12 protein-coding genes and 2 tRNA genes are annotated in these 13,204 nt (G+C 69.2%); 3 read left to right on the forward strand and 11 right to left on the reverse strand.

Features of this window, described 5'->3' with window-relative positions; translation table 11 throughout:
- A partial coding sequence (locus ACO2Q0_RS17695) for a hypothetical protein (protein ID WP_423352854.1) occupies positions 1-286 on the forward strand: 286 nt, incomplete at its 5' end.
- 587 nt (positions 287-873) lie between these two features.
- Here the strand turns inward: ACO2Q0_RS17695 and ACO2Q0_RS17700 are convergent.
- A complete protein-coding gene (locus ACO2Q0_RS17700; protein ID WP_423352855.1) occupies positions 874-1,497 on the reverse strand; it encodes a hypothetical protein in 624 nt (207 codons plus the stop codon).
- A 136-nt stretch (positions 1,498-1,633) separates the two neighbouring features.
- Here ACO2Q0_RS17700 and ACO2Q0_RS17705 point away from each other — a divergent pair, with 136 nt between their 5' ends.
- Complete coding sequence (locus ACO2Q0_RS17705; protein WP_423352856.1) at positions 1,634-1,948, forward strand: hypothetical protein; 315 nt, start codon at positions 1,634-1,636, stop codon at positions 1,946-1,948.
- Between the two features lie 107 nt (positions 1,949-2,055).
- Here ACO2Q0_RS17705 and ACO2Q0_RS17710 read toward each other — a convergent pair whose 3' ends face one another.
- Both ACO2Q0_RS17710 and ACO2Q0_RS17715 read right to left on the reverse strand, forming a co-directional pair.
- The gene (locus tag ACO2Q0_RS17710) at positions 2,056-2,295 is read right to left on the reverse strand and encodes a DUF6538 domain-containing protein (RefSeq protein ID WP_423352857.1); all 240 of its coding nucleotides are present in this window, start codon (positions 2,293-2,295) and stop codon (positions 2,056-2,058) included.
- A gap of 85 nt (positions 2,296-2,380) precedes the next feature.
- Positions 2,381-2,454, reverse strand: a tRNA-Gln gene (locus ACO2Q0_RS17715).
- A 140-nt stretch (positions 2,455-2,594) separates the two neighbouring features.
- Here ACO2Q0_RS17715 and ACO2Q0_RS17720 point away from each other — a divergent pair.
- Positions 2,595-2,671, forward strand: a tRNA-Pro gene (locus tag ACO2Q0_RS17720).
- 129 nt (positions 2,672-2,800) lie between these two features.
- On the opposite strand, the gene ACO2Q0_RS17725 is transcribed toward ACO2Q0_RS17720, so the two are convergent.
- From ACO2Q0_RS17725 to ACO2Q0_RS17760, 8 genes are all read right to left on the reverse strand, one after another.
- On the reverse strand, positions 2,801-3,487 hold the full coding sequence (locus ACO2Q0_RS17725) for a Crp/Fnr family transcriptional regulator (RefSeq protein ID WP_423352858.1): 687 nt from the start codon (positions 3,485-3,487) through the stop codon (positions 2,801-2,803).
- Between the two features lie 2 nt (positions 3,488-3,489).
- A complete protein-coding gene (locus ACO2Q0_RS17730) occupies positions 3,490-4,320 on the reverse strand; it encodes a hypothetical protein (protein ID WP_423352859.1) in 831 nt (276 codons plus the stop codon).
- Complete coding sequence (locus tag ACO2Q0_RS17735) at positions 4,317-5,768, reverse strand: MFS transporter (RefSeq protein ID WP_423352860.1); 1,452 nt, start codon at positions 5,766-5,768, stop codon at positions 4,317-4,319. Before ACO2Q0_RS17735 ends, ACO2Q0_RS17730 begins: the two co-directional genes overlap by 4 nt.
- A gap of 4 nt (positions 5,769-5,772) precedes the next feature.
- On the reverse strand, positions 5,773-6,075 hold the full coding sequence (locus ACO2Q0_RS17740; protein WP_423352861.1) for a DUF4387 domain-containing protein: 303 nt from the start codon (positions 6,073-6,075) through the stop codon (positions 5,773-5,775).
- A complete protein-coding gene (locus tag ACO2Q0_RS17745) occupies positions 6,075-7,454 on the reverse strand; it encodes an acyclic terpene utilization AtuA family protein (RefSeq protein WP_423352862.1) in 1,380 nt (459 codons plus the stop codon). The genes ACO2Q0_RS17740 and ACO2Q0_RS17745 overlap by 1 nt, the downstream gene beginning before the upstream one ends.
- A 37-nt stretch (positions 7,455-7,491) precedes the next feature.
- Positions 7,492-9,714, reverse strand: a complete 2,223-nt coding sequence (locus ACO2Q0_RS17750; protein WP_423352863.1) for a TonB-dependent receptor — start codon at positions 9,712-9,714, stop codon at positions 7,492-7,494.
- A gap of 168 nt (positions 9,715-9,882) precedes the next feature.
- Positions 9,883-11,553 carry a carboxylesterase/lipase family protein gene (locus tag ACO2Q0_RS17755; protein ID WP_423352864.1) on the reverse strand — a complete coding sequence of 557 codons (1,671 nt, stop codon included), beginning with the start codon at positions 11,551-11,553 and terminating at the stop codon, positions 9,883-9,885.
- A 26-nt stretch (positions 11,554-11,579) separates the two neighbouring features.
- Complete coding sequence (locus ACO2Q0_RS17760) at positions 11,580-13,193, reverse strand: carboxylesterase/lipase family protein (RefSeq protein ID WP_423352865.1); 1,614 nt, start codon at positions 13,191-13,193, stop codon at positions 11,580-11,582.
- Between the last annotated feature and the right edge of the window lie 11 nt (positions 13,194-13,204).

Here is a 13,204-nt window from a genome sequence, read left to right on the forward strand (position 1 = left end):
CAACATCCCCGTCTCGATCCGCGGCTACACAAGCCGCCGATCTGGCCATCAAAGCCTCAAGGACAGGGGGTCATTTTTGGACGCCGATATCCCCGAGATGGGGGTCACTTTTGCAAGCCGAAACACAGTCTCCCCAACTCTGGGCCGACCGAAAACTCCGGGTTGGTTGCGTGTGATCCTCAACGACCAATGGGTCTCTTTGAGGCGCCTGCCCGGCGGTGCCGTGCGAGTTAAGACGGTTATCGAGACCGAGGTCTCGAAGCGCTCGCGGTCGGCATTCAGATGACCGCCGCGAGCCGAAGTCGATGCAATGGCGCAGCATCCGACTTCGTCTTTTCGTTGCCATTCCCGGTACCGACCGGCAGGGGCCGCCTACCGCTCCACATAGGGGAGTTTCGTCGCCTTCGGTCTCGCCCTCGACCCGAGTGCCGGTCTTCGTCCCAGCGCTTCACCCCCAAAGGGCTATCTCTCGTCTTCCTGCGGGGTCACAGGGAGCCGTCACGGCCCTTCCCCTGAGCGTATGTCGGGTGGAGTCATGAAAAGACCCCGGATCGGGGCTGACGATCCGGGGTCCGAAGGCGAAGTGGTGGATCACCAACCTGCCTGAATCCTTGGAGGAGCCGTCAGCCCGACGACCTCTGTCCTATTTAGCATTTTGCCTGAGCGGGCCGCCGAAACCCAAAATCTTTGTCGGAATCAGCAGCGTGATTCCGCTGGCCGAATTCCGAGAAGGTGGCCCGCCAGCCATCTGACGACCGGCGGGCCTGTGCGACACATTCTCGAACGGACGGACTTCACCCGACCGCCCCGGCAGCATCTCACGAGTGCCGCCCGAACCGCAATTTTCCATCGGCGGAGTGGTGTCGAATTCGTTCAGCGTCGGCTAGGCGGCTGTCGCGGGACATTCGAGAGATCGCCCGCGAACCATTTGGCTTCTTGGTCGAGCGCCTCCGACCACATCTGCACGATCATGTCGCGGGCCGCCTTGCCCCACTGCTCGTTCAGCGGCAGTTGCGCACGCATCCCATACGACGCGATCTGGTTGATCTCGGCGATGGCGACGGCGTCACCTTCCGCATACCTCCCCAGAAGCTGGCGCGTCTCCTCGTGACGAGGGCGGCAGAACGGCATCTGCCGCATGATGTGGTCGTGGGCGAGTTGGTAGAGCTTATGTTCCTTCCACGCGGCTGCGCGGTCGCTAATCTCAAATAGGCGGAGCCGTTCGAGTGGAAGCGGCCAAGGCTGAGGCCCCATAGGGTAATCTCGGTTGTCTGCCCTGCCGAGGGTCCGGCTGAGATGCTGTTCGACCCATTGAAGCGGATACCAAACCTCGCCGCCGCTCCCCTTATCGGTGGAGCGGAAGTAGCCCGGCTTCTTGTCCTTCGTGCGTTTCAGGGTCGCAGACTCAACGCCGAGTCGGCGTGCCGCTTCCTCGCGAGAAAGAAGATCGCCCACCGGCATGGCGAGCAGACGGGCGAGTTCTTCGCGGGTACGCATCCGCCAAGCGTTACCGCAATTCGTTCCCCAATTGGAACTCGCGCCTCCCCAATCGGGCCGCCGTGGGGGGATTCCGATTCCGTGACGAACCACGCTCGTCGCGAGATCACGCGGTCATCTTGATAGGGAGACCGTTGTGAAAAGCCAGATCGTCATCGAACCTGTCGCGAAGAACGCCACGCAGATCGAAGACCTCCTCCATGAGCGTGGGGCGCCGTGGGCACTCGTGTTCATCCATTGGGGACCTAGCTCCGAGCCGACGCCGGACAGCCTGTTCGTCTTCTCTGACGCCGCGCCGAAGCTCAGCCTCATCGAAGCAGAGTATGGCGCGCGCATTCGCGCCGTAGATGAAACCCTGACCCCTGCGGAGCAAGGAGGCGGCGCGACCGGCGGCCTGTACGACCAGCTTGTGTGGCTTCGCCGGAACGCGTTCATCGCCAGCCACCGCTAACCGCATGAAGCCGCGCCAATACAGCACCGGAGAACCCACCGCAGTCCGCCACACCGACTGCGTCGAGGGCTTGAAGGCTCTCGCCGCCGGGAGCGTCGATCTGATCGTCACGAGCCCGCCCTACCCGTGGATGCGGATGCGCGATGACGTTCGGGGGCGGCTGACCGCGCCCGTTCGATGCCTTTCAAGACTTCTTGGATGATCGGTGCGCCGAGGCGGGCCGCTTCGAGATCGTTCTTCGTCTTCAGGGACCGAATGAAGACTGGCTTCTCGAATGCGTGGCGCGCATCCGGGGGGATCACGATCCGGACGTACCAGATGCCGGAGCGGCGTTGAAGGTGCTTCATCCGCAAGCCCATTTGTACCAGCCCTTTGTACCAGTTTCAGGGCAAAAGGCTTGAGGAGCTTGAGTTTATTGGCCTCTGAGGCCGATGGCTGGGGAACTAGGACTCGAACCTAGAATGACGGTACCAAAAACCGCAGTGTTACCATTACACCATTCCCCAGCAGGAACAGCGCCGAGGGGGCAGCCCTCGCGGAGGCGGTGAGATAGCGCAGAGGCCTCACCGATGCAACGCCCCGAAACATCGATTTCGTCGTCTTGCGGCGCACCGGAGCGTCCTCTATAAGGCGCCCTCCTTGAGATCGGAGTGTGGCTCAGTCTGGTAGAGCACTGCGTTCGGGACGCAGGGGTCGCAGGTTCAAATCCTGCCACTCCGACCATCTCTCCTCCCTGGGCCAGACAGGGAAAATCCTTCCGAAAAACCAGCGCCGACCTGTCCGTGACTTGAGGCGGCTGTCGGCGGCTGCCCAGGGCGGCTGAACCATCGGATGCTGCGCCGGCCAGGCGCCTCAGGTCAGGCGCTCCAGACCCGGCAGGTCCCGGACGTACCACTGCCTCTGTTCGCGCCCGATCAGGCGGGCCGCCTTGAGGTCGCGGATCTCGCGCTGGATGCTCTGGCGCGTGACGCCGAGGTGGTCCGCCAGGTCCTGCTGGGTGACCGGCAGGTCGATGGCGATGCGCCCGTCCTGCAAGGGTCTTCCGGCGCGGTGGGCGAGCTCCTCGAAGATCATCCCGATGCGCTTGCCCAGCCGCGTGCTGGCGCCCAGCTGGCGGCTGGCGATCTGCCGCCCGATCGCGGCGGCGAACTTGCGGCACAAGGCATCGGGTATTTCCGGATGGCGGCCGTAGAGCTCCCAGAAGTCGGCGCGCGCGAGACAGCGGATGGTCACGGGGGTCATGGCCTGGGTGGTGTGGTTCAGCGGCCGGCGGGCCACGACGGCCGTCTCGGCGAAGGCGTTGCCGGCCGAGTAGATGGTGATCAGGGTCTGGCCGCCGTCCTCCTGCAGCCCAGTCAGGCGGAGGAAGCCTTCGACGACCTGGAACATGCCCCTGGGCATCTGGCCGGCGATGGAGAACTCCTCCCCGGCTTCGGCGCGCAGCAGGGTGGACCGGGCGAAGATGTCGGCCCGGACGGCTTCGGGCAGGTTCCCGATCCAGTTCTCCGAGGAGAGCAACCCGACGCGCATCCAGGCCATCTTCAGTCCGGCGGCAGCTCCGTCAGGAAGGCCTCGAGGGCCGACAGGGTCTTCAGCCCTTCGTGGGCCACGCCCGGCACGACGTCCCGCCGCGCCTGCAGTCCATGATCGCGCCAGTTTGCCAGCAAGGTGGCGCTGCGCTCAAGACGATTGCGTCCCAGGGAGGCCATGTCGGGCGCGTGCTGGCTCAGGTGGGCGGGGTAGACGAACTCCGCTGTGTCCTCGCCGCCGATCAGGATCTGGGCCGGCACGCCGCGCATCGCCGCGACGTCCGGGGCGGCGCCGAAGCGGGCCGCGAAGTCCCGCGTGCCGATCCAGAAGTCGCGGGTGTCGTCCAGCAGGGTCACGCCGCCCGGCGCGCCCACCGAGACCGACCTCAGCCTCGCCGGATGCCGATAGAAGAACCTGTGGGCGAAGTGTCCGCCGCCTGAGAAGCCGAACAGGCTGAAGCGTCCGAAGTCGGTCTCGAGCAGGGCGCCGAGTTCGTCGATCATCCCGAGCAGGAGGTGGTCGTACCTCAGGCCGCCTTCCGCCAGATACTTGTAGCCGTCGGGGTTGTAGTCGCCGAGCACGCCGACGGGGAACAGCGGCGCGAGCACCACATACCCGTGGGCGTCGGCAAGCCCGGCGAGCGCGTCCCGGTACGCCATGGCGTTGCGTCCGGTGCCGTGTACCGCGACGAGGAGGCGCCGCGACGCCGCGCCGGGCTGGAAGCCTTCGGGAAGATGCACGCAGTAGGAGAACCGCGGGTCGCCGCGGTAGGCGAACTGCGAGCGCGGCCAGGCGCGAAGGGCCGCGCGTCCCGCGGCGTGGACCGATCCGGCGCCCGTCATGGCGTCTCCTGGGGGGCGTCAGGGCGGCGGGCCGCGATGCGGGCGAGGTTGGCCTCGTGCCGCCGCCGGTCGATGGGAAAGGCCGCGAGCAGGGCCAGGACGGCCGCGCTGAACGCCAGCACGAGCGGGATGAACACCGCGCCGAGGTTCCAGGTCACCTCGCCGGGCACGCCCTGGAGCCTGGCGCTCTGGGGGAAGCTGACGAAGGCGAGCACGGCGCCGGCGATCAGCACGCCGAGGCCCGAGACGGCCTTGCTGAAGAAGGCGTCGGCGGAGAACAGCAGGCCCTCCGATCGCCGGCCGCTCTCCACCTCGACGTCCTCCACCACGTCGGCGAGCATGGAGTTCATGAGGACGGCCGTGGTCATGTAGAGCACGCCCTGTGCGAAGGTCTGGACGGAGATCGTCCAGAAGGCCAGCGGACCGCCGTCGCCCGGCACCCAGCCCGCCAGCCGCGCGGCGATGGGGACCAGGTTGACCGCCGTGGCGATGGCGTAGCCGCCCAGCACCCCACGCTTCTTGCCCACGCTCAGCGAAAGGCGGGGCGCGACCACCGCGCCCACGAGGGTCCCGGCCGCGCCGATCGAGGTCATCGCGGCGAGCTGCGCCTGATCGAAGCCCCAGAAGTAGAGGCCGAAATAGATCTCCAGTCCCGACCTCGCGCCGTTCACGACCGCCACCAGCATCCCCACCAGCAGCATGAGCCGGGCGGGCTGGTTGCGCAGGAGCCGAAGGACGTCGCCGAAGAAGGCGAGACCCGAGCGCTGCTCGCGCGCAGGCTTCTCGAACCAGGGGATGAAGCGGTGCGTCGCAAGCGCCGAGGTGACGATGCTGACGAACATCACCGCCGAACCCGCGAACGCGAACATCCGGTAGCCGTCCCGGTTGGTCACGCCGCCCGCGCTCTCGGGAAGGAAGATCTGATAGGCGGCGATGGCGAAGAGCACGCCGGCGATGGTGCGGAAGAAGATCCGCGAGCTGACCAGGACGGTGCGGCCGTCGTAGTCCTGCACCAGCTCCGGGCCGAGAGCCAGGCTCGGCAGTTCGAAGAAGGTGTCGAACAGCCGCAGCAGCGTCAGGCAGATCAGCAGGTGGGCGAACAGCGCCCCCTCGCCCAGGCCCGGGAGCGGGTTCCACAGGAAGTAGAACGAGGCCGCCACCGGGACGGCCGCGGCGTACATGAAGGGATGACGCCGTCCCCAACGGGAGCGCAGCCGGTCGGAAGCGTAGCCGGTCAGCGGATCGACCACGGCGTCGAAGACGGTGATGAAGGTGATCGCCAGGGCGACGGTCGTCGGCGGCAGGCCGAGGCTCTGGTTGTAGAAGATCAGCAGGAAGCTGCTGAGCGCCCGCATCTTGACGCCGCTGGAGCAGGCGCCGAAGCCGTAGAGCAGGATGGTCGGCCATCGGACCGGCGGCCGCACGCGGCCGGCTGCGACTGAGGTCATGGCCTCAGACCTCGAGCGCCTGGAACTGCACGAACTGCTGCCCCCCGTGGAGGTCGCGTTCGAGGACGCCGCCCTGCGGACGCTTCCGCGGATAGGTGACCTTCACCACATGCAGCGCCGGCACGAGGAACTTGCGGATGTCGCCCGGCTCGACGCCGGCGGCGCGGGCCAGCGCCTCGGGCGAGAGGCCCGGCGCATCGGCGTAGGCCGCGTAGCCTTCGGCGTCGAAGAAGAGGTCCACCGTGATCCAGTAGGGGCCGGCGTTCTTCGATCGGATGAAGCGGCAGACGTCCCCGAGCTTCGGCATCAGCGCGCTCCTGCATCGACGAACGAGATCCGCACCAGCTCCAGCGGATCGTCCACCTCGACGACGTGGTTGAGCCGGAACTCGTAGACCTGGCCGCGCTCGATCTCGGCCGGCGAGAACGGGAAGGCGTAGCTCGGCAGCTCGGTCTCCGGGTCGAGGGGCATGTGGAAGAGCAGCGGATTGCACGTCTTGGCGATCTGGGTGGCCGTGGCCTGGTCTGGGCCGGTGGCGACCAGCATGAGGCCCACCTCGCGCGGCGGCGGCGTCCCCGCGGGCGGCGTGAGGCCGGACACGGCGTTCCACCCGTAAGGCCGCAGGGTCACGGCGTCGTCCGGCAGGCCCGGCATGGCTTCCGCCAGCCGCCGGCGCATGACGGCCTGCATCTGGGCGAGGAAGCGTTCCAGGTTGGCGAGAACCTCGGGATCCTGGATGCCGACCAGGGCCACCGTCTGGAACGGCCCGCCGGCCGCCCCCTCGAGCTTCATGGTGTAGGGTTGCGGGCGGAAGGCCGAGCCCCGCACCCGGACCCGCCGGTCGTCGATCGCCTCGTAGACGGCCTCGCGCACGTCCAGCACCCCGCCCGGCTCGGTGAGCAGGAACGGGTCGGCGTTCTCGTAGAGCATGTGGCTCGAGACCGAATAGGGATCGCAGGCGTTGGTCGCGGCGAGCGGCTCCACGTCGAAGCTGTCGGCCCGGACGCGGATCATCACGCCGCCCTCGCGGGTCCGGCGGGTGCAGAGCCCGCCGCACTCGCCGATCTTGCCGGCGTGCCAGGCGGGCCCGGCCCCCGCGCCCCGGCTGAGCGGGACGGCGGCCAGCACGGCGGTGTCGGTGGTGCGTCCGCCGAGGACGATGTCGGCGCCGGCCTCCAGGGCCGCGACGTAGGGTTCGGGGCCCATCAGCGCGACGATACGGTCGCACGAGCGGAAGAGCTCCGGAGGCGCCTCCTTGTGCGGCGCAAGCGGCCGGATCCGCCCGGCGCCGGCCTTCGCCGCCATGGCCTCAGGGTCCTGCTCCGACCTGAGCAGGGCGATGCGCGGGGAGAGGCCATGCTCGGCGGCGATCTCCAGCGCGATCTCGCAGGTCCAGTCCAGGGCCGCGTCGGCGCCCGAGGTGCCGCACGAGCCGATCAGCAGCGGAATGCCGGCCTTGGCCTGGGCCAACATCAGGATGGCGAGGTCCGCCTTCACCGCGCCGCGCGAGTACTTGGGCCGCCCGGTGGCGAGATAGGCCGGGCCGCTGTCGGTGGAGCCGGCGTCGCAGGCGATCGCATCGGCCCCGGCCGCAAGGCCCGCCCAGACGTGCTCGCGCTGGATGCCGGCGCCCAGGGCCCCGGTGGGAACCAGCACGCTCACGGCCGGGTCGAGATCTTGGCTCATCTGCAGGACTCCGGCTCTACGCGACGCCTCGACGCCATCAGAAGCTCGCGCCGAGGGTGACGCCGAACTGCCGCGGCGGCCCATACTGGACGAACATCCCGTTGCCCTGGTCCACCTGCCAGGTGCGGTACTCCACGTCGGTGAGGTTCTTCACCCAGGCGCGGACGAAGGCCTGCTCGTTGGGGTGGAAGGTGAGGCTCGCATCATAGAGCGTGCGTGGGCGGCGGTACTCCTGCCGATCGTTCACGGCGTCGTCGAAGATCTGGCTCTGGTAGTCCGCCGACACCTGCAGCCGGAACCGACCCCACGACCACTCGGGCGAATTCAGCCCGACGTCGACCACCACGGCGTGCTCGGGCGTGCGGGTGAGCTGGTTGCCGGAGCGGTCGGACTCGACCGCCGTGCCGTCGGCGCGGATCGAGGACGTCTGGATGAAGCGGTCGTAGTGCGCGTCGAGGTAGCTGTAGCGCACGGTCGCATCGAACCAGCGCACCGGCGCCACGATGACCTCGGTCTCCACGCCGCGGGTGGTGGCATCGGCGCTGTTGACCGCCACCCGGGTGCCGGCCGGCCCCTGGGTGAGGTCGGGGATCACCTGAATCGTCTGCAGGTCGGTGTATTCGGCCTCGAAGACGGTGACGTTCGCCCGCAGGCGTCGGCCCAGCCAATCCGTCTTCAGCCCGCCCTCGTAGTTGGTCACCTTTTCCGGCGCCGTGGGCAGACGCGCCAGCACGGCGCTTCCGGGCTGCTCGGGGAAGGCCCCCGACTTGAAGCCGGTCGAGACCGTTGCGAACGCATAGACGTTGTCGCTGAAGCGGTAGTCGCCGCCGACCCGCCAGGTGACGATCTTCTCGTGCGAGCGCCCGGGCGCTCCGACCGTCGTGTAGTTGACCGTCGGCGCCGCCCGGCTGCCGGTGTAGCGGGTGATCTCGTACAGCTTCTTCTCGTCGGTGTAGCGGGCGCCGCCGAAGACGCCGAGGCCCCAGGCGAAGCGGTACTGGAGCTCGCCGAACGCCGCGTAGCTGCGGTTGCGGGAACTGGCGCTGAACAGGTTGATCGTGGTGGGCGTGACCTGCGTCTGGGACTCCCGGTCGCGCTCGATCTCGTCCCGGTTGGCGTAGAGGCCGGCCACCCAGGTGAGCGGACCGTCCGTCGTCGAGTTGAGGCGAAGCTCGCCGGACCAGGAGTCGGCGTACTCGGCCTGGAGCGCCTGGATGGCCGGCGCCAGCACGCCGTTCGCGGCGTTCACGGCGGCGCTCGCGCCGTCGATGTCGTCCGACGAGTCGTAGTCGACGAACCGCCACGACCCCATGGCCGTCAGGGTCGCGAAGCCGAGCCGGTCGGTCACGTACTCGGCCCGCGCGCCGCCCGTACGCGCATCGATGTAGCCGTAGCGATCGGGGTCCGCGACCCGCGGCTTGTCGTAGTTGTCGAAGCCGCGCTTCTCGTCATAGGGCAGCAGGCGGACGTTGAACCGCGAGCTCTGCGCCAGGTTCTGTTTCGCGACGTCGGCCGCGAGCAGCAGCGTGTCGCCCTCGCCCAGGTCGAAAAGCGTCTGCAGCCGCGCGCTGAGCTTGTGATCGTCGTCCAGCGGGAGGCCCGCCGAGGTGTGCCGGTAGCCGTCGTTGGTGACCGCGCCCAGGACGAGCCGCGCCGCGACCCGCTCTCCGAGCGGCGCATTGATCATCAGATGGCCGTCCTTCTGGCCGTATTCGCCGAACGTGGCCTCGGCATTGGCCTCGAAGTCATGGACGGGCTTGTTGGTGATGAAGTTGATCGCGCCGCCGACCACGTTCTTGCCGAAGAGGGTGCCCTGCGGCCCCTTCAGGACCTCCACCCGCTCGAGGTCGTAGAAGTCCAGGCCGAGCATGGCGGAGCGGCCGAGATAGACGCCGTCCAGGAAGCCGACCGACGACGGGTCGCCGCCGGCGCCCTGGTTCGAGCTGCCGATGCCCCGGAAGAACGGACGCGGCGCGGCGCGGGGGAAGGCGTCGAAGTTCACGCCCGGCGAGATCTGCAGCAGCCGCGTCACGTCCGTGACGCTCTTGGCCTGCAGCTCCTCGCCGGCGAAGGCGGTGACCGTCACGGGCGTGCTCTGCAGCGACTCCTCGCGCCGGCGGGCGGTGACGATCACCTCGGCGATCGCGCCGCCCTCGTCGGCGGACGGCTGCCCCGCCGTCTGGGCGAAGGCGACGCCCCCGCCGGCGGTGGTCAGGATCGTGGTCGTCAGCAGCACCCTCAGCACAGCATTGGCCGGCATGGTCGTCTTCCCCCTTCTGCGGTGCGGATCGACCGAAGGCCGTCCGCGCATCTGTGTGGGGAGCGTGGTGCCAGAAGGCGGGCCGCCCTCTGTGACACATTTTTTCCATTGCCGACGAAAACCGCGGCCTGCCGTCCGCAGGCTGCGGAGGCTTGAGGCCGACCGCCGCTATGACGCGCGGGACGCGCGGCGGGCGCCGCCGACCTGACGGCCGTTCGCCTCCTGCTGCGAGCCGAGGCCCAGCATCAGGCGCCGTTCCTCGCCGCGCGGATCGGCTTCCATGCGGCTCCGGTAGTCGATCGCGAGCGTCGGCCGGGTCTTGGTGTCGTAGGGCGTCCATTTCGGCATGCCCGGCGCGCTGGGCACGCCGTCGCGGGCGAAGTTCGCCCAGAGCGCCGAGACCTGGTCGGCCAGCTTCTGGGCCTGCGGCGTCACGGGCCCCACCATCACCTCGGCGTTGGCCAGGGTGTCGAAGACGAAGGGGATCTCCTCGGCGTGGGGCGCGTAGTAGCGGCCGTTCGCGGTGGGCGTCTCGCGGTTGAAGACGTAGGCGTAGGTCGGCGCGCCGCCGGCGTCGGCGCGCAGGCCGCCCAGGATCGTCGCGTCGAGGAAATAGCTGCGGTCGGTGGCGGCCATGTAGAGCAGCTCGTCGTTCCGCTTCTTCGGATAGAGCCGCTTGTAGGTGGCGTAGAGGCGCTCGCCCTCGCCGGGCTGCACGACCAGATCGAGCCTGCGACGCAGGCCCGCGTCGTCGAGGTTGTCCATGGCGACGTCGCGGCCGAGGAAGCCGGCCTGCTCCGTGCGGTTCGTGCCGACGATCACGGGCACGTTCCGGGACATGGCCGGCGCCGTTCCGTCGAAGGGATGGGCCGGAAGGCTAGGCGTGCCGGCCACGGGCATCCACTGGGCGCCCGCCAGCACCTTGGCCTGCGCCTGCTGCAGCACCTTGAGCGGCACATCCTGCAGGCGGGCGGCTTCGGACGTGGGAATGCCGAGTTCGTCCAGCAGGCGACGCATTTTCTGGGCGCCGGTCTCCTCGGAGTCGACCCGCAGCTGGGAGCCGCTCTGGATGGCGGCGCGGTGATAGAGGCCCTGGGCCGGGGTCGAGGACAGGATCATCGTCGTCTTGCGGCCGCCGCCGCTCTCGCCGTGAACGAGCACCCGGGAGGGATCGCCGCCAAAGCGCCCGATGTTGTCGCGCACCCAGCGCAGCGCTGCGATGCAGTCGAGGGTGCCGGTGTTGGAGCTGTCGGCGAAACGGGGATCGAAGGCCCCGAGGTGGGAATAGGCGAAGACGTTGAGGCGGTGGTTGATGGTGACCACCACCACGTCCTGCTTCCGGCAGATGTTCGTGCCGTCGTACCAGGGCGATGATCCGGACCCGGTGCTGAAGCCGCCGCCGTGGATCCAGAACATCACCGGCCGCTTGCGGTCGTCGAGGCCGGGCGTCCAGACGTTGAGGATCAGGCAGTCCTCGCTCTGCGGCTCATGCCGCTCGCCATAGAGATACGGATAGGGGCTGGCCGGGATGACGCGCGGCCCACCGTCGTTCTGCGGACATTGCGGGCCGTAAGCCAGGGCGTCGCGGACGCCGGCCCAGGGCTTGGGCGGGCGGGGCGGCAGGAACCGGTTCTTGCCCGAGGTGTCGTCGCCGTACGGGATCGCCTTGAAGATCTTGACGCCGTTGCGGGCCTCCACGCCGCGGACCTTGCCCGCAGTCGTCTCGACGACGGGGCCGGGGCCGGCGGCCAGCAGCGGCGTGGCCGCCGAGGCCCAGGCGGCGCCGCCCAGGGCCAGGGCATGACGGCGGCTCAAGGAAAGACGGTCGAAAGCGATCATGGCGCGGCTCCTCGGTGCGGCAGGGCTCAGGCGTCGTCGGACTTGGCGGCGGCGTAGCGATCCCACATTTGCCGGAATTGAGCGCGGGGATCGTCGACCGCGCGGGTGGGGTGGCCGAACACCATGGTGGCGCGCCGGGCGGTGTCGTAGGCCGGCCAGGCGGGCGTCTTCGGGTTGTTCGGGTCGCCCTTGGCCGCCATGGCCACCCAGGCCGAGGCCAGCTCGTCGGCCAGGCGGCGATTGTCGGCGATCGGACCGGCCAGCGGCATGCGGATGTCGTGCATCGAGGCCGGCACGTCGGCGGCGTGCGGCGCGCCGTAGCGGCCGCCGTAGGCCGGGCTCGGCGCCTCCCAGAGATAGCTCCACACCTTCGCGCCGCCGGCCTCCGCCTTGCGGCTCGCCATGATGGTCGCAGCCCGCCGGAAGGTCTGGTCGGTGATGAAGCGCGCCTGGATCACATAGGGCGTGGCCTTGGGATCGTCGTCGCGATAGGCAGCCAGGACCGTCGGCGCCTCGGCGCCCACCACCGCCCGCAGGCGCCGTTCCACGCCGGCCCAGGTCTGGTCGAAGTTGCTCTCGCGGTAGGCGCGCTCGTCCAGGGTGGTGCTGACGATGATCGGCACGTGGGCCGACTCCGCCGGGGCGCCGGGCGTGAAGGGATGGTGCGGGATCGCCGCGCCCAGGACGGGCGAGAACGAGCGCGGAGCCTCGCCCTTGGCCCGGTCCGCGGCCTCGAGGTCGGCCTGGGCGGCCAGCAGGGTGGTGAACGGCACGGCCTGCAGTTGCCGCACCTGGTCGCGACGCAGGCCCAGCGCCTTGAGGAGCTTGGCCGAGATCTCGGCGGCCTCCTCCCGATCCTGGGCCACGAGGCGCGATCCGCTCATGATCCCGGCGCTGTGGAAGAGGCCCTTGGCGGAGGGCATGGCCAGCAGGTGGGACACCTTCGCGCCGCCGCCGGACTGGCCGAAGATCAGCACGCGGCCAGGATCGCCGCCGAAGGCCGCCACGTTGCGCCGGACCCATTGCAGCGCCGCCACCAGATCCTGCATGCCCGCGGAGCCGGAGTCGGCGAACGGCCCGTCGTCGCCGAGGTAGAGGTAGCCGAAGGCGCTGAGCCGGTGGTTGACGGTGACGACCACGCAGTCGCCGAACCGCGCCAGCATCTCGCCGTCGCTGCCGGGCGAGTTGCTGGAGCCGCCGTAGAAGCCGCCGCCGTGGAAACGGACGATCACCGGCCGCTTGCCGCCGTCGGTGACCGAAGGGGTCCAGAGGTTGAGGACGAGGCAGTCCTCGCCCATGCCGCCCGGCTGCACGTCGTTGAAGATGAGGTCGGCGTAGTCGCGGCGGCGATCGCCCGGCACCTGGGGCGCGATGTTCCCGTAGTCGAGGGCGTCGCGGACGCCGGCCCACGGCTTGACCGGCTGGGGCGGCCGGAAGCGGTTCGGGCCGGCGGTGCTCGCGCCATAGGGCAGCCCCTTGAAGACGGCGACGCCCCCCGACATCAGGCCGCGCACCTTGCCGTCCGCGGTCTCAACCACCGGGAACAGGTCGCGCTCGGCGGCCCGGCCGGTGACGGCGAAGGACAGGGCGAGCGCAGAGCCGCCAGCCAGGCTCAGCAGTCCACGACGATGCAACGCCATTCCAGCCTCCC

It is taken from the genome of Phenylobacterium sp. VNQ135, from assembly GCF_049445735.1.
Classification (GTDB): Bacteria; Pseudomonadota; Alphaproteobacteria; order Caulobacterales; family Caulobacteraceae; genus Phenylobacterium.